Genomic DNA, 15,254 nt, shown 5'->3' with positions numbered 1-15,254 from the left:
TCGTCGGAAGGGAGAGTGACAGCCGGGCGAAGGATTTGAAGAGGCGACTTTGGTCGAACGCCGCAACGCTTAACGGCCGGCGGCGAGGTCCGTCAGAATGGGGCAGTCCGGGCGTTCGTCGCCGGCGCAGGCGCGGGCCAGATCGCGCAAGGCGTCGGCCATGGCCTGCATTTCAGCGATGCGCGCGTCCAGCGCCGCGACATGCTGGTCGGCCAGCGCCTTGACCTCGCGGCTGGGCCGCTGGCCGTCGCGCCACAGCGACAGCAGCCGGGTGATCTCCTCGACCGAGAAACCCAGCCCCCGGGCGCGGCGGATGAAGCGCAGGTCGTTGACGTCGCGCTCCGAGAAGTCGCGATAATTGCTGTCGGTCCGCGCCGCCGGCCGGATCAGGCCGACGGACTCGTAATAGCGGATCATCTTGGCCGAGACGCCGGTGGCGCCGGAGGCCTGACCGATGTTCATGAATGGGCTCCGGCGATCAGGGATTTGAAGCCGCGCAGGCGCAGGGCGTTGGTCAGGACGCTGACGCTGGACAGGGCCATGGCCCCCGCCGCCAGCATGGGCGACAGCAGCAGACCGAAGGCCGGATACAGCACCCCCGCCGCCACCGGGATCAGCACGACGTTGTAGCCGAAGGCCCAGATCAGGTTCTCGGTGATGTTGCGCATGGTCGCGCGCGACAGGCCCACCGCGTTGACCACGCCGCGCAGGTCGCCGCCGGTCAGCACCACGTCGGCGCTCTCGATGGCCACGTCGGCGCCGTGGCCGACGGCCAGGCCCACGTCCGCCGCCGCCAGGGCCGGGGCGTCGTTGACCCCGTCGCCGACGAAGGCGACGCGGCGGCCGCCCTGACGCAGCCCCTCGATCACCGCCACCTTGCCGTCGGGCAGGACCTCGGCGCGCACCTCGTCGATGCCCAGGCGGCGGGCGACGGCCTCGGCGGTGCGGCGGTTGTCGCCGCTGATCATCGCCGTCTTCAGGCCCAGGGCGTGCAGGGCCTGGATGGCGGCGGCGCTGGTCGGCTTGATCGGGTCGGCCACGGCGATGATGGCTGCCAGCCGCCCGTCGACGGCGGCGTAGAGCGGCGTCTTGCCCTCGTCGCCCAGCCGCGCGGCGGTTTCGGCGAACAGCGCGGGATCAAGGCCCAGATCGCGCATGTAGCGGTCGGCGCCGACCTGAACCGTGCGGCCGCCGACGACGCCTTCCGCGCCCATGCCGGGGGCCGAGCCGAAGCGGTCGGGCGCGATGACGGCCAGGCCGCGCGCCTCGGCCGCCTTGATCAGGGCCTGGGCGATGGGGTGCTCCGACCGGGTCTCGACGGCGGCGACCAGGGCCAGGACCTCGGCCTCGTCGAAGCCCTCGGCGGTCTCCAAATCGGTCAGTTCGGGACGGCCCAGGGTCAGGGTGCCGGTCTTGTCGAAGGCGATCACTTGGACCCCCTTCAGGGCCTGCAGCGCCTCGCCCTTGCGGAACAGGACGCCCAGTTCGGCGGCGCGGCCGGTGCCGACCATGATCGAGGTCGGCGTGGCCAGGCCCATGGCGCAGGGGCAGGCGATGATCAGCACGGCCACCGCATTGACCAGGGCCATGCCCAGCGCCGGCTGCGGCCCGAAGACCAGCCAGACGACGAAGGTCAGGACGGCGGCGGCGATCACGGCGGGGACGAACCAGCCGGTGATCTGATCGACCCGCGCCTGGATCGGCAGCTTGGCGCCCTGCGCCGCCTCGACCATGCGCACGATCTGGGCCAGCACCGTGTCGGCCCCGACCTTCTCAGCGCGGAAGCGAAAGGCGCCGGTGGTGTTGATCGAGCCGCCGACCACATCTGCCCCGATGGTCTTTTCCACCGGGATCGGCTCGCCCGTCAGCAGGGATTCGTCGATGAAGGAGGCGCCGTCCACGACCACGCCGTCGACCGGCACGCGCTCGCCGGGACGCACGGAGACGACATCGCCGGGGCGGACCTCGGCGATGGGCAGTTCGACTTCCACGCCGTCGCGTTCGACGCGGGCGGTCTTGGCCTGCAGGGCCATCAGGTGGCGGATGGCCTGGCTGGTGCGGCCCTTGGCCCTGGCCTCGAACCAGCGGCCGATCAGGATCAGGGTGACGATCACCGCCGCCGCCTCGAAATAGACGTTGGCCGTCCCGGCGGGCAGGACCTGCGGCGCGAAGGTCGCCACGGTCGAGAAGGCCCAGGCCGCCGTGGCGCCCAGCACCACCAGGGCGTTCATCTCCGGCGTCAGCCGGATCAGATTGGGCACGCCGCTGCGGAAGAAGCGCAGGCCCGGCCCGAACAGGACGAGGCTGGCCAGGACGAAGCTGAGGATGCGCCACGGCGTCTGGCCGATGGCGCTGTTCAGCCAGTGGTGCATGCCGGGGACGACATGCGACCCCATCTCGATGACAAACAGCGGAAGGGTGGCGACGGCGGCGACGGCGACAGCCCGGCCCAGGCCGCGCAGTTCAGCGGCGCGGGCGGCCTGTTCGCGGTCCTGGGCGTCGGCGTCGGGCGCGCCGACCGGCTCGGCGGCGTAGCCGGCGGCCTTGACGGCGGCGATGAGGCCGGCCTGATCGGTCGCGCCGTCGATCATGCGGATCGCGGCCCGCTCCGTCGCCAGGTTGACGGTCGCGTCCAGCACGCCGGGCGCGGCCTTTAGCGCGCGTTCGACCCGACCGACGCAGCTGGCGCAGGTCATGCCGGCGATCTTCAATTCGACGCTGTGTTGGGCGGGCTCATAGCCCGAGGCGCGGATGGCCTCGGCCGCCGCGGTCGCCGCGCCGTCGCCCGTCAGCGTCACCCGGGCGCGGCCCGAGGCCAGGTTGACCGAGGCGTCGCTGACCCCCGGCGCCGCCTTCAGGGCGCGCTCGACGCGGCCGACGCAGCTGGCGCAGCTCATGCCGCGGACAGGGATTTCAACGATACGGTCGGACGGGGCGGTCATGGCCGAAACTCCTCAACTCACCAAGATCCTGTCCCTTATGAAGGTTCCTATGATGGGAAGGTCAAGGCGTTGAATTCGGGGCCGCGCGCCGTTTCAGTGTTGTCGCAGCGGGCGACAGGGATCAAATGGAGGTCTGACGTCGCCATCCGGCGGCCTGGCGCGAGAGGACATCAATGGCCCGTAAGCCCAACTACAGTTTCGAACGGCAAGAGCGCGAGCGCGCCGACGCCAAGAAGGCCGAGGCCAAGGCGGCCGCGAAGGCCGCCAAGCGCGCCGAGGCCGCAGCGGCCAAGGCTGGCGAGACCGGCGCCTCGGGGGACCAGTTCGAGGACTGACGGCTCTGTCGTGACTGCGGGCTCTACAGGCCCATGCAGATATATTTCAGCTCGAGGTAGTCCTCGATGCCGTGGCTTGAGCCTTCGCGACCCAGGCCGGATTGCTTGATCCCGCCGAAGGGCGCGACCTCGGTGGAGATCAGGCCGGTGTTGACGCCGATCATGCCGGTCTCCATCGCCTCGGCCACGCGCCAGACCCGGCCCATGTCGCGCGCGTAGAAATAGCCGGCCAGCCCGAACTCGGTGGCGTTGGCCAGTTTCAGCGCCTCGTCTTCCGTCTCGAAGCGGACGACGGGCGCGACCGGGCCGAAGGTCTCCTCCTGGCAGATCAGCATGTCGGACGTGACGCCTGACAGCACGGTCGGCTGGAAGAAGGTCCCGCCCAGGGCGTGGCGTTTCCCGCCGGTCACGACCGTCGCGCCCTTGGCTGTGGCGTCGGCCATATGCTCCTCGACCTTCTTCACCGCCTTGGCGTCGATCAGCGGGCCGATCTGGACGCCGTCCTCCAGCCCGTTTCCGACCTTTAGCGCCTCGGTCGCCTGGGCCAGCTTGGCGACGAATTCGTCGTGGACCGACGACTGGACATAGAAGCGGTTGGTGCAGACGCAGGTCTGGCCGCTGTTCCTGAACTTGGACGCCACGGCGCCGGCCACCGCCGCGTCGATGTCGGCGTCGTCGAAGACCAGGAAGGGGGCGTTGCCGCCCAGCTCCAGGCTCAGTTTCTTGATGGTATCGGCCGACTGCCGCATCAGGGTGCGGCCGATTTCCGTCGACCCCGTGAAGCTGATCTTGCGCACCGTCGGATTGGAGGTCAGTTCGCCGCCGATCTCCGAGGCCGAGCCGGTCAGGACGTTGAACAGCCCCTTGGGCAGGCCCGCCTCCTCGGCCAGGACCGCGAGCGCCAGCGCCGACAGCGGCGTCTGGCTGGCCGGTTTCAGCACCACGGCGCAGCCAGCGGCCAAGGCCGGGCCGACCTTGCGGGTGATCATGGCGGCGGGGAAGTTCCACGGCGTGATGGCCCCGACCACCCCAACCGGCTGGCGGATGGCGATCAGCCGCTTGCCCGCGTCATGGGTCGGGATGACCTCGCCATAGGTGCGCTTTCCCTCCTCGGCGAACCACTCGATGAAGCTGGCGGCGTAGGCGATCTCGCCCCTGGCCTCGGTCAGGCTCTTGCCCTGTTCGCGGGTCAGCAGACGGCCCAGCCCCTCCTGCTCCTGCATCATCAGATCGAACCAGCGGCGCAGGATTCGGGCGCGCTCGCCCGCGGTCTTCGCAGCCCAGGGTTTTCTGGCGGTTTCGGCGGCGGCGATGGCGCGGCGGGTCTCGGCGGCGCCCATGCGCGGCACGACGCCCAGGGTCTCGCCGGTCGCCGGGCCCGTCACCGCGAAGGTCGCCCCGTCGTCCGCCCCGACCCAGGCCCCGTCCACATAGGCCAAGCTGCGGATCAGGCGGTCGTCGGCGGAAACGGTCATCGGGCGAGGCTCCAGGCGGATCGAGCCTTCATAACGTCCCCGAACCCGCGCGGCTGCAAGCCCCTTGCTCAGGGCACGGGATCGGCCTCGGGATCAGGCCAGCATCAGTCCCATGCGGACCAGGGCGGACAGACTGTCGGCCTCCATCTTGGTCATGACCTTGGCGCGGAAGACCTCGACGGTGCGCGGACTGATGTCCAGCGCCAGGGCGATCTCCTTGTTGGAGGCTCCCTGGATCAGGGCGTCGAACACCTGACGCTCGCGCGGGGTCAGTCGCGCCAGGCGGACCAGGGTCGCGGCTCTGGCGTCGTGGCTCTGGCGGAGATCCGAAAGCCGGGCCAGGCAGCCGCGCACGGTCTCGATCAGTCGCTGCGGGTCGAACGGCTTTTCGATGAAGTCGACGATGCCCGCCTTCATCATCTGCACCACCATGGGCACGTCGGCGTGGCCGGTGATGACGATGACCGGCCAGGCTGTTCCGCGCTCCCGGGTGATGCGTCGCACCACTTCGACGCCGTCCATGTCGGGCATGCGCATGTCGGTGATGACGCAGGCGGTGGCGTCGTCGGGCAAGGCGGCGAAGAAGTCGGCGCCGCTGGCGAAGCCGCGCGCACGGATGTTCTCGCTGCGCAACAGGACCAGCAGGGAGTCTCGGACGGCCGCGTCGTCGTCGATGATGAATACGGAGTGCTGGATCATAGGGGGTCGCTCGCCGCTTCGCGGAGCAGGTTGAAGGAGAAGGCGGCGCCTCCCATCGGGCTTCGGGCGACGGACAGACGCCCCCCGTGGCTTTCGACGATGGTGCGGGTCACGCACAGGCCCAGGCCCATGCCGCCCGTCTTGGTGGTGGTCATCGGCTGGAAGATGCGATCCACCTGATCGGCGTCGATGCCGGGGCCGTTGTCCTCGACGCTGATCGCATACTGGGTCTCGGACAGTTTACGACCGACGATGACGACCGTGGGGTCTTTGCAGGCGTTCACCGCCTCGACCGCGTTGCGGACCAGATTGACCATGGCCTGCTGGAACTGGATGCGTTCGGCGCGGACGAGGTCGTCGTCGGCCTGCAGGTCCATGCGGATGGTCACGCCCTCGCTGGCGCCGATCATGGCGAGGATGGGACCCAGGTCTTCGACCATGGAGGAGGCGCGCTCCTGGCCCAGGCTGCGGGCCTCGAGCGACAGCAGTTCGCGCATCCGGCGGATAATCTTGCCGGCGCGCAGCAACTGTCCCTTGGCCAGTTCCACCGTCCGGCCCGCGCTGTCGCCCAGGGGGCCGGCCCGCTCCATGTCGATCTGGCTGGCGTGCAGATAGGTGGCGGCGGCGCTCAGCGGCTGGTTCAGTTCGTGCGCCAGGGTCGCCGCCATCTCGCCGAGCGAGTTGAGGCGCCAGACCTTGTTGAGTTGCGTATGCAGTTCGCGCGCCTGGGCGTCGGCGGCGTGCCAGCGACTGAGATCGGTCAGGCACAGGGCGATATGCTCCGGTCCCGCCACGCCGGGAATCCAGCCGTACTGGATGCTCAGGGGAAAGGCGGAGCCGTCGGCGCGAACCCCCTGCCAGTGGTCCTCCATGGACCCCGGGGCCGCATCGGCGCGCTCGGGGCGCGACAGGGCGGTCACGTCGAACGTCGGCACCAGGTCCGTGACGGGCCGTCCCATCATCGCCGGCTCGGTCACGCCGAACAGGCGTGCGGCGGCGGGATTGAGCCAGCACACCTGGCCGTCAGTCTCCAGCGTCATGACCGGCACGGTGGCCAGCACCGTATTCAGAAGGGCGTCCTGGGCGGCCAATTTGTGAGACAGATGCCTAGCGCGCCGCCGCAGCGCCCTTAGTCCCCAGCAGATTTCTGCTACCGTCCAGGCGACCGCAGCAAACAACACGGCGTTGCTGATCGTGTCGGCGAGGCCGTCGCGCGGCTTGAGTACGATACTGAGGGCGATGGACAGGGCGATCGCCAGGGCGACAGCAGGCCGCCGCGTCAGCAGGGCCGTAACGATGACCGCCGGCAACATCGGCAAGTAATAGAAGCTGCCGAGACCATCGAGCAGGACACGTAACGCGAGCGATCCCCCGACCGCCGCCACGGCCAGCGCCAGTCCTCCAAGTCCGCGACGCGAAATCGCATGGGCGAGACGCCGAATGTATTTCACGACCGGGTGAATACGGGTGATTCCTGACGCTGTGAGGGGGGCAGCGAGAATTAGGCGGCGCTTCTACAGTCATGGGCCGCGCGCGGCCTTCTATACTGGAGCGACCGTTAATGCAATTTGCCGCTGAACTTGATGTTGTGAGGGCGTCGTTACTACCCGGATTGCGTGAATAAAGTCAGAAAAATGTCGGTTACTGCACGTTAACATATCGAATACCGACGTTTTGTGAGCGGGCTCGGCGGTTGCTCGCATGACGACGGTATGTCGGGGCGGCCTCGGGAGCAGATCTCCGGGTGCGGGTTTTTACGTAGAGGCGGATTCACAAAAATCTACGTTTGTTTAGGCAGGAAAGCCTCAGGATCACTGAGGTAGATATGCTCGTCGACCAGAGTAGCGTGGGACGCCAGAACGGCGTCGGCATCATTTTCGTCCTGGCGGCATTCGCCGGCGTCATGACGGCTGGAACCGCACAGGCGCAGACCTTTGACGCCCAGGTCGGCGTCGCCAGCGAATATATGGGCAAGGGTCTGGGCAAGAGCGCCGGCGATCCGAGCGTCAACGGCACGGTCGAAGTGTCGGGCGGCGGTTTCTACGCCAACGTCTTCGCCTCCACCGCCAAGCTGTCGCAAGGCTCGGACGCCGAGATCATCAGCGCTGTCGGCTGGCGCCCCGAGGCGGCCGGCTACAAGTTCGATTTCTCGGTCATGAACCGCGACCTGCCGGGCACGCGCGCCGGCGTCGACGCCAACTACTGGGAATATCAGGCCGACGCCTCGCGCAAGCTGGGCCCGGTCAGCACCCGCCTGCGCGTCAACTACACCCCCGATGGTTTCGCCGCGACGCGCGAAGCCTGGTGGGTCGAGCTGCAGGGCACGGTTTCGGTCGGGCCGAAGACCAGGGCCTCGGCCGCCATCGCCGACCGCACGGCCGACGGCGGCGCCGAATACGCCGCCTGGAACCTCGGCCTGAAGCACAGGCTGACCGACAAGCTGGTGCTGGATGTGCGCTGGTACGACACCGACAGCCACGCTCTGGGCGAAAACTACGACGGCCGCCTGGTGGGCGCGCTGACGTTCGCGCTCTGAGCAGACTGAACAGAAGATATTGGGGGCAAGAAGATAATGAGCATGCTGAGCGATCTGAAGATCGAGAAAAAGCTGATGGCGGCCTTCGCCGTCGTCGTCCTGGCGATCATCGCCATGGGCGTGACGGTCTTCATGCAGATCAACGCGATGGAGAGCGCGCGCATGGACCGAGCGCGAGCCTCGGCGGTGCAGCGCGAGGCCGAGACGGCGCAATACTATTTGGCGCGTCAGGAAAGCAGCTATCGCGGCTTCCTGCTGTCGAATGACGCCTACTACCTGGAGCGCCTGGCCTCGCACCGCGAGAATTTCAACAAGAGTCTGGACCGGATGAGCCAGCTGGACCGGACCAGCGCGGACGAGGTGCGCACCGTGCGCGTCGCCGCCGACGACTGGGTCAAGAACGTCGTCGAAGTCGGCCGCGGCCTGGCCGCCGAACCCGCCGGTCACGCTCAGGCTGTGGCCATGGTCGGCCGTCAGGGCGTGGCCGACAAATATATCAGCGCCGCCGAGGACGCCCTGGGCGGCTACATTGACGAGAAGGCGCAGCAGAGCCGGGTCTTCGGCGCTGCTCAGGACTCGCTCGCCACATCGGCCCGGAGCGTGTTGATCGGGGGGCTCGTTCTCGCCTTGGCCATCGCCATCGCCATGGCCGTCCTCCTGACGAACCTGCTGGGCAAGCCGCTCCTGGCCATGACCTCGGCCATGCGCCGCCTGGCTGGCGGCGACACGACGATCATCGTGCCCGCCATGGGACGCAAGGATGAAGTCGGGGCGATGGCCGCCGCCGTGACGGCCTTCAAGGACGCCGCCATCGCCAACGCGCGTCTGGAAGCCGAGGCCGCCGCCCAGCGTCAGGCGGCCGAGGAAGAGCGCGCCCGCGTCGAGGCCGAGAAGGCCAGGTCGGCCGAGGAAGACCGCGTCGCCATCACCGCCCTGGGCCAGGGCTTGACCGCCATGGCCAACGGCGACTTGACGCACCGGATGACGGTCGAGGTCGCGCCCAAGGCCGAACAGCTGAAAGCCGACTTCAACACCGCCATCGCCCAACTGGAACAGGCTGTGGCCGTGGTCGTGTCCAACGTCGCCGCCATCCGTTCGGGCGCCGGCGAGATTTCGCAGGCCTCGGACGACCTGTCGCGCCGCACCGAGCAACAGGCCGCCTCGCTGGAGGAAACCGCCGCCGCCCTGGACGAGATCACCGCCACGGTGAACCGCACCGCTGACGGCGCCCGTCAGGCATCTAGCGTGGTGCAGTCCGCCCGTGGCGACGCTGAGAAGAGCGGCGTGGTCGTCCGTGACGCCGTCGCCGCCATGAACGCCATCGAGCAGTCCTCGACCCAGATCGGCGACATCATCGGCGTGATCGACGAGATCGCCTTCCAGACCAACTTGCTGGCCCTGAACGCCGGGGTCGAGGCGGCGCGCGCGGGCGACGCCGGTCGCGGCTTCGCCGTGGTGGCCTCGGAAGTCCGGGCCCTGGCCCAGCGCTCGGCCGAAGCCGCCAAGGAGATCAAGACCCTGATCTCGGCCTCGGGCCGGCAAGTTGGCGCGGGCGTCGCCCTGGTCGGCCAGACGGGCGAGGCGCTGCAGCGCATCGTCAGCCGCGTGGCCGAGATCGACGGCCTGGTGTCGGAAATCTCCGCCTCGGCCCAGGAACAGGCCACCGGCCTGCAACAGGTCAACACCGCCGTGAACCAGATGGATCAGGTCACTCAGCAAAATGCGGCGATGGTCGAGCAATCGACCGCCGCCAGCCACTCGCTGGCCCAGGAGGCCGATTCCCTGGCCGCCTCGGTCGCCCAGTTCCGCACCACTCAGGCCGCCGCACCCGTCGTCCGCAGGCCCGCGCCGGCGGCGGCGCCCGCCCCGGTCCGCACGGCCCAGCCGGTGGCCCAGACCGTCGCCGCGCTGAAGACCGTCGGTTATGGCGGCGCGGCCCTCAAGCCTGCGCCTGTCGCCGTCGAAGACGGCTGGGAAGAGTTCTGATGTCGGTCGCCATCGCCCTTTCGACCGTGCTTGACCTGCGCGCCGCCGAGCCCCTGAAGGCGCAACTCCTGGCCGCGCGCGGCCAGGAGGTCGTCCTCGACGGCTCGGCGGTCGAGCGTCTGGGCGGCCTGTGTCTTCAGGTTCTGCTGTCGGCGATCCAGACCTGGCGCGCCGACGGCCAGGCTTTGACCTTCATCAATGTTTCCGAGGCCTTCGCCTCGCAATGGAGCGCCTTCGGCGCCTCCGCCTCCGCTCTCGCTACGCAAGGCGAACCCGCATGACCAAGACCGTTCTGACCGTCGACGATTCGCGCACCATGCGCGACATGCTGATGCTGGCGTTGAAGGACGCCGGCTACCGCGTGGTGCAGGCCGAGGACGGCGTCCACGGTCTGGAGGTGCTGCAGGCCGAACGCCCCGACATCGTCATCACCGACATCAACATGCCCCGCATGGACGGCTTCGGCTTCATCGAGGGCATGCGCGCGAACCCCGATCACAAGGCCACCCCGGTTCTGGTCCTGACCACCGAGAGCGACGCCGCCAAGAAGCAGCGCGCCCGCGAGGCCGGGGCCACCGGTTGGATCGTCAAACCCTTCGATCCGATCAAGCTGGTCGACGCCGTCCGTCGCGTCGCGGCCTGAGGACGGCAGCCATGAGCGACGATCCGTTCGAGGCCATCAAGGTCACCTTCTTCCAGGAGTGCAGCGAACTGCTGGGCGATCTGGAAGCCAATCTGCTGGCGCTCGAAACCGGCGAGGCGGACGGGGAGACGATCAACGCCGTCTTCCGCGCCGTCCACTCGGTCAAGGGCGGGGCGGGGGCCTTCGGCCTCGACGATCTGGTGCGTTTCGCCCATGTCTTCGAGACCCTGATGGACGAGCTGCGCTCGGGCCGTAAGGCCTGCGACGACGTCACGGTGAAGACCCTGCTGCGCGCCTCCGACGTCTTGGCCGACCACATCGGGGCGGCGCAAGGCACGGCTGCGCCGGTGGACGCCGCGCGCTCGGCCGGTCTGGTGGCCGAACTGGAGGTCCTGACCCACGGCTCCGCTGTCTCGGCCGCCGCGCCGGTCGCGGCCGCCGCCGACGAAGACGATTTCGGCTTCACGCCCCTGACCCTCGATCTGGCCGATTTCGGCGCGCCGGCCGAGTTGCCGTCGCTGGACCTGCCCCCGCTCGATCTTCCGCCCCTGGCGCCGCTCCCGACGGCGTCGGCGGGTTGGCGCATCGTCTTCCGCCCGCATCCGCGCCTCTACGCCAGCGCCAACGACGTCAGTCTGCTGCTGCGCGAGCTGGCGCGGCTGGGCTCGACCTCGGTGCAGCTGGACGACAGCGGCCTGCCGTCGCTCGACGCGCTGGACGCCGAGGACGCCCATCTGATCTGGACCATCGACCTGACGGGCGACGTGGCCGAGGCCGACGTGCGCGACGTTTTCGACTTCGTCGAGATGGACTGCGACCTGAGCATCACCGCTCTGGCGGACGAGGCTGCGCCGCTCGCCTCGCTGCCGGAGTTGCCCGTTCTGGACCTCGCGCCCGCCGAACCCGAGTTCGACTTCGCCGCTCTTCTGGCCCAGGCGACCGCCCCGGTGGTCGAGGCCGCGCCCGTCCCGGCCCCCGCTCCGGTCGCCGCCGCGCCCAAGCCGGTCGCGCCCGCCGCCGCCCCGACCGCGCCTGCCGCCGCTGCGCCCGTGACCATCCGCGTCGATCTCGACCGGGTGGACCGCCTGATTAACGTCGTCGGCGAACTGGTCATCCAGCAGGCCATGCTGGCCCAGCGGGTGATAGAGAGCGGCCTGGCCCGCTCGTCCGACATTGCCCTGGGCCTGGAAGACCTGGAGCTGCTGACGCGCGAGATTCAGGACAGCGTCATGGCCATCCGCGCCCAGCCGGTGAAGTCGGTGTTCCAGCGGATGCCGCGTCTGGTGCGTGAAGTCGCCGAAATGACCGGCAAGCGCGTCCGCCTGGTCACGGCTGGCGAGGACACCGAGGTCGACAAGACCGTGGTCGAACGCCTGGCCGAGCCCATCACTCACATGCTGCGCAACGCCATCGACCACGGCCTGGAAAGCCCGGAGGAGCGCGAGGCGGCGGGCAAGCCCGCCGAGGGGACCGTCCGTCTGGCCGCCCTGCACCGCTCGGGCCGGATCGTCATCGAGATCGCCGACGACGGCAAGGGCATCAACCGCCCCCGCGTGCGCGGCATCGCCGTTGATCGCGGCCTGATCGCCGAGGACGCGGTCCTGACCGACGACGAGGTCGACAATCTGATCTTCTTGCCGGGCTTCTCGACGGCTGAGACCGTCACCGACGTCTCGGGCCGGGGCGTGGGCATGGACGTGGTGCGTCGCTCCATCCAGGCGCTGGGCGGTCGGATCTCGATCAGCTCGGTTCCGGGCAAGGGCTCGACCTTCACCCTCAGCCTGCCGCTGACCCTGGCGGTGCTGGACGGGATGGTGGTCAGCGCCGCCGAACAGACCCTGGTCGCCCCCCTGTCGGCCATCGTCGAAAGCCTGACCCCGCGCGTCGAGGACATTCACCACGTCGGCGGCCATGACGCGGTGATCCAGTTCCGCGAGGAATTCGTGCCCCTGGTGGACGTGGCCCGCGTCATGGGCTTCCGCGACGAGGCCACGGCCCTGATGGGCGGGGTGGTCATGATCGTGGAGACCGAGAGCGGCCAGCGCGCCGCCCTGCTGGTCGACGGCATCAACGGCCAGCGCCAGGTGGTGATCAAGAGCCTGGAGACCAACTACCGCCACGTCGACGGCGTCTCCGCCGCGACCATTCTGGGCGACGGCCGCGTCGCCCTGATCCTCGATATCGACGCCCTGGTCACCGCCGGGCGCCGCAAACCCAATCGTCCTGAACTGAAGATGGCGAGCTGAGCATGACCGAAGTCACTTCCAACGTCGCCGGCGCCGACCGCGAACTGATCGCCTTCCGCATCGGCGAGCAGGAGTTCTGCGTCGACATCATGAGCGTGCGCGAGATCCGCGGCTGGACTCCGGCGACGCCGCTGCCGCGCTCGCCTTCCTATATGAAGGGCGTCATCAACCTGCGCGGCATCGTCCTGCCGATCATCGACCTGGGCGATCGCTTCGGCCTGAAGACCGCCGAGCCGACCGCGCGCCACGTCATCATGGTGGCCCATATCGGTTCGCGCATGGTCGGCCTGCTGGTCGATGCGGTGTCGGACATCGTGCAGCTGACGGACTCGACCATCCAGCCGACGCCCGACGTCGCCAGCGATCATGTGAAGACCTTCGTGAAGGGCATCTTCGCCGTCGAGGGCGGCCGCATGATCAGCCTGATCGACCTCGACCACGTCCTGCCGGCCGAAAGCGAAGCCGAAGCCGCATGACGACCGCCGCCGGGCGCGGATCCCTGGTCGAAGGCGAGTTCGTCTTCACCGCCGAGGATTTCCGCCACATCGCCGAGACCCTGCACGCCCACGCCGGCATCGCCCTGAGCGAGGGCAAGGCCGCCCTGGTCTATTCGCGCCTGGCCAAGCGCCTGCGCGTCCTGGGGCTGCGCAGCTTCCGCGACTACTGCGCCCTGATCGAGGGCGTGGAAGGCGTGGACGAGCGTCAGGCCATGACCGCGGCCCTGACCACCAACGTCACCCGCTTCTATCGCGAGCCGCACCATTTCGATCACCTGCGCGATCAGGTCATGCCGGAACTGGCGGCGCGCGCGCGCGCGGGCGGCCGGGTGCGGCTGTGGTCGGCGGCCTGTTCCAACGGACAGGAGCCCTATTCCATGGCCCTAACCGTGCTGGACGTCCTGCCGGAAGCCGCTGATCTGGACGTGCGCATCCTGGCCACCGACATCGACCCCAACATGGTCGCCGAGGGCGCGGCGGGCGTCTATTCCGACGAACTGCTGTCGCCGGTTCCGTCTTCGGGCCGCAAGCGTTTCACCCCGGTTTCGGGCAGCCCCGGACAGTTCAGCGCCGACGCGACCCTGCGCCGTCTGGTCGCCTTCCGCGAGCTGAACCTGATCGGCGCCTGGCCGATGAAGGGCAATTTCGACGTCATCTTCTGCCGCAACGTCGTCATCTATTTCGACGACGCCACCCAGGAACGGGTGTGGAGCCGCTTCACCCCGCTGATGGCGCCCGGCGCCACCCTCTACATCGGCCACTCGGAGCGGGTGACCGGCCCGGCGTCGGCCCAGCTGCAGACCTGCGGCCTGACGGCCTACCGCCTCCAGTCCGGCCAATCGGGAGGCCGGGCATGAGCGCGCTCGTCAAAGTTCTGATCGTCGATGACAGCGCCACCATGCGCAGCCTGATCAGCGCCGTCCTGCGCCGCGACCCCGAGATCTCGGTCGTCGGCACGGCGGCCGATCCGCTGGAAGCACGGGCCAGGATCAAGGAGCTGAACCCCGATGTCATCACCCTGGACGTCGAGATGCCCAATATGAACGGGCTGGAATTCCTCGAGAAGATCATGCGGCTGCGGCCCATGCCCGTGGTCATGGTCTCGACCCTGACCCAGGCGGGGACCGACGTCACCCTGGCCGCACTGGAGATCGGCGCCGTGGACGCCGTGGCCAAGCCCGCGCCCGGCGTCTCGGCCCAGGAAGCCTTCGGCGACCTGGCCGAGAAGGTGAAGATCGCCGCCCGTTCTCGTGTTCGCGCCCTGGAAGCGCGCGCGCCGCGCGTGACGGACGGGACCTATCGCGCCGATCCCAACCATATTCTCGCCATCGGCGCTTCGACCGGCGGGGTCGAGGCCCTGCTGAACATCCTGTCGGCCTTCCCGGCCAACTGCCCGGCGACGGTGGTGACCCAGCACATGCCCGCCACCTTCACCAAGAGCTTCGCCGCCCGTCTGGACAATGCGTCCGGCGCGACCGTCACTCAAGCCGTGGACGGCGCGCCGCTGATCCCGGGCCAGGTCTATATCGCCCCTGGCGGCGAGACCCATCTGGAGGTGTCGGGCGGCCGCTGTCGCCTGGTCGCCTCCGATCCGGTCAACGGCCACCGCCCCTCGGTGGACGTCCTGTTCGACTCGGTCGCTCGCCAGGGTCGTCCCATGACCGGCGTCATCCTGACCGGCATGGGCAAGGACGGGGCCAAGGGCCTGCTGACCATGCGTCAGGCCGGCGCCCGCACCCTGGGTCAGGACGAGTCCTCCTGCGTCGTCTACGGCATGCCGCGCGCCGCCTTCGAACTGGGCGCCGTCGAGCGCCAGCTGTCTCTGCCCCGTCTCGCCCCCGCCATTCTTGACCTGTGCGCCGCCGCTGCGCCCGCCTCAAAGCCTGTTGCGTAAG

The 15,254-nt window shown here is 69.0% G+C and carries 14 protein-coding genes; 9 read left to right on the top strand and 5 right to left on the bottom strand.

Features of this window, described 5'->3' with window-relative positions; genetic code table 11:
• Positions 1-69: 69 nt before the first annotated feature.
• Positions 70-462, bottom strand: a complete 393-nt coding sequence (gene cueR / locus AB4Y68_RS03140) for a Cu(I)-responsive transcriptional regulator (protein ID WP_441454013.1) — start codon at positions 460-462, stop codon at positions 70-72.
• Positions 459-2,942 carry a heavy metal translocating P-type ATPase gene (locus AB4Y68_RS03135; protein WP_441454011.1) on the bottom strand — a complete coding sequence of 828 codons (2,484 nt, stop codon included), beginning with the start codon at positions 2,940-2,942 and terminating at the stop codon, positions 459-461. The genes cueR and AB4Y68_RS03135 overlap by 4 nt, the downstream gene beginning before the upstream one ends.
• A gap of 173 nt (positions 2,943-3,115) precedes the next feature.
• Between AB4Y68_RS03135 and AB4Y68_RS03130 the strand changes: the two genes are divergently transcribed.
• Complete coding sequence (locus AB4Y68_RS03130; RefSeq protein WP_441454010.1) at positions 3,116-3,277, top strand: hypothetical protein; 162 nt, start codon at positions 3,116-3,118, stop codon at positions 3,275-3,277.
• Between the two features lie 23 nt (positions 3,278-3,300).
• Here AB4Y68_RS03130 and AB4Y68_RS03125 read toward each other — a convergent pair whose 3' ends face one another.
• The 3 genes from AB4Y68_RS03125 to AB4Y68_RS03115 all read right to left on the bottom strand — a co-directional run bounded on the left by AB4Y68_RS03125 (position 3,301) and on the right by AB4Y68_RS03115 (position 6,902).
• Entirely contained in the window at positions 3,301-4,752 is a 1,452-nt protein-coding gene (locus tag AB4Y68_RS03125) for an NAD-dependent succinate-semialdehyde dehydrogenase (protein WP_441454008.1), read from the bottom strand.
• Positions 4,753-4,845: 93 nt separating this feature from the next.
• Entirely contained in the window at positions 4,846-5,451 is a 606-nt protein-coding gene (locus AB4Y68_RS03120; RefSeq protein WP_441454006.1) for a response regulator transcription factor, read from the bottom strand.
• On the bottom strand, positions 5,448-6,902 hold the full coding sequence (locus AB4Y68_RS03115) for a two-component system sensor histidine kinase NtrB (protein ID WP_441454004.1): 1,455 nt from the start codon (positions 6,900-6,902) through the stop codon (positions 5,448-5,450). The genes AB4Y68_RS03120 and AB4Y68_RS03115 overlap by 4 nt, the downstream gene beginning before the upstream one ends.
• A 374-nt stretch (positions 6,903-7,276) precedes the next feature.
• Between AB4Y68_RS03115 and AB4Y68_RS03110 the strand changes: the two genes are divergently transcribed.
• Genes AB4Y68_RS03110 through AB4Y68_RS03075 form a run of 8 tightly spaced genes read left to right on the top strand, consistent with a single transcriptional unit; the run spans position 7,277 to position 15,253 of the window.
• Complete coding sequence (locus AB4Y68_RS03110; RefSeq protein ID WP_441454002.1) at positions 7,277-7,987, top strand: TorF family putative porin; 711 nt, start codon at positions 7,277-7,279, stop codon at positions 7,985-7,987.
• Between the two features lie 36 nt (positions 7,988-8,023).
• Positions 8,024-9,973, top strand: a complete 1,950-nt coding sequence (locus tag AB4Y68_RS03105; protein ID WP_441454000.1) for a methyl-accepting chemotaxis protein — start codon at positions 8,024-8,026, stop codon at positions 9,971-9,973.
• Positions 9,973-10,254 carry an STAS domain-containing protein gene (locus AB4Y68_RS03100; RefSeq protein WP_441453998.1) on the top strand — a complete coding sequence of 94 codons (282 nt, stop codon included), beginning with the start codon at positions 9,973-9,975 and terminating at the stop codon, positions 10,252-10,254. Before AB4Y68_RS03105 ends, AB4Y68_RS03100 begins: the two co-directional genes overlap by 1 nt.
• Positions 10,251-10,616: a response regulator gene (locus tag AB4Y68_RS03095; RefSeq protein WP_441453996.1), complete on the top strand. Its 366-nt coding sequence runs from the start codon at positions 10,251-10,253 to the stop codon at positions 10,614-10,616. The genes AB4Y68_RS03100 and AB4Y68_RS03095 overlap by 4 nt, the downstream gene beginning before the upstream one ends.
• An 11-nt stretch (positions 10,617-10,627) precedes the next feature.
• A complete protein-coding gene (locus AB4Y68_RS03090; protein ID WP_441453994.1) occupies positions 10,628-12,862 on the top strand; it encodes a chemotaxis protein CheA in 2,235 nt (744 codons plus the stop codon).
• A 2-nt stretch (positions 12,863-12,864) separates the two neighbouring features.
• Entirely contained in the window at positions 12,865-13,338 is a 474-nt protein-coding gene (locus AB4Y68_RS03085; RefSeq protein ID WP_441453992.1) for a chemotaxis protein CheW, read from the top strand.
• Positions 13,335-14,216: a CheR family methyltransferase gene (locus AB4Y68_RS03080; RefSeq protein ID WP_441453990.1), complete on the top strand. Its 882-nt coding sequence runs from the start codon at positions 13,335-13,337 to the stop codon at positions 14,214-14,216. Before AB4Y68_RS03085 ends, AB4Y68_RS03080 begins: the two co-directional genes overlap by 4 nt.
• Positions 14,213-15,253, top strand: coding sequence for a protein-glutamate methylesterase/protein-glutamine glutaminase (locus AB4Y68_RS03075; protein ID WP_441453988.1), 1,041 nt, complete (start codon positions 14,213-14,215; stop codon positions 15,251-15,253). Before AB4Y68_RS03080 ends, AB4Y68_RS03075 begins: the two co-directional genes overlap by 4 nt.
• The last annotated feature ends 1 nt before the right edge of the window (position 15,254 follow it).

The organism is Brevundimonas sp. 2YAF1 (assembly GCF_052114745.1).
Classification (GTDB): domain Bacteria; phylum Pseudomonadota; class Alphaproteobacteria; order Caulobacterales; family Caulobacteraceae; genus Brevundimonas.
This window is presented reverse-complemented; position numbering and strand designations above follow the sequence as displayed.

Coding starts and splice junctions, on each gene's coding strand:
- cueR (WP_441454013.1), bottom strand. CDS start 462: ATGAACATCGGTCAGGCCTCCGGCGCCACCGGCGTCTCGGCCAAGATG.
- AB4Y68_RS03135 (WP_441454011.1), bottom strand. CDS start 2,942: ATGACCGCCCCGTCCGACCGTATCGTTGAAATCCCTGTCCGCGGCATG.
- AB4Y68_RS03130 (WP_441454010.1), top strand. CDS start 3,116: ATGGCCCGTAAGCCCAACTACAGTTTCGAACGGCAAGAGCGCGAGCGC.
- AB4Y68_RS03125 (WP_441454008.1), bottom strand. CDS start 4,752: ATGACCGTTTCCGCCGACGACCGCCTGATCCGCAGCTTGGCCTATGTG.
- AB4Y68_RS03120 (WP_441454006.1), bottom strand. CDS start 5,451: ATGATCCAGCACTCCGTATTCATCATCGACGACGACGCGGCCGTCCGA.
- AB4Y68_RS03110 (WP_441454002.1), top strand. CDS start 7,277: ATGCTCGTCGACCAGAGTAGCGTGGGACGCCAGAACGGCGTCGGCATC.
- AB4Y68_RS03105 (WP_441454000.1), top strand. CDS start 8,024: ATGAGCATGCTGAGCGATCTGAAGATCGAGAAAAAGCTGATGGCGGCC.
- AB4Y68_RS03100 (WP_441453998.1), top strand. CDS start 9,973: ATGTCGGTCGCCATCGCCCTTTCGACCGTGCTTGACCTGCGCGCCGCC.
- AB4Y68_RS03095 (WP_441453996.1), top strand. CDS start 10,251: ATGACCAAGACCGTTCTGACCGTCGACGATTCGCGCACCATGCGCGAC.
- AB4Y68_RS03090 (WP_441453994.1), top strand. CDS start 10,628: ATGAGCGACGATCCGTTCGAGGCCATCAAGGTCACCTTCTTCCAGGAG.
- AB4Y68_RS03085 (WP_441453992.1), top strand. CDS start 12,865: ATGACCGAAGTCACTTCCAACGTCGCCGGCGCCGACCGCGAACTGATC.
- AB4Y68_RS03080 (WP_441453990.1), top strand. CDS start 13,335: ATGACGACCGCCGCCGGGCGCGGATCCCTGGTCGAAGGCGAGTTCGTC.
- AB4Y68_RS03075 (WP_441453988.1), top strand. CDS start 14,213: ATGAGCGCGCTCGTCAAAGTTCTGATCGTCGATGACAGCGCCACCATG.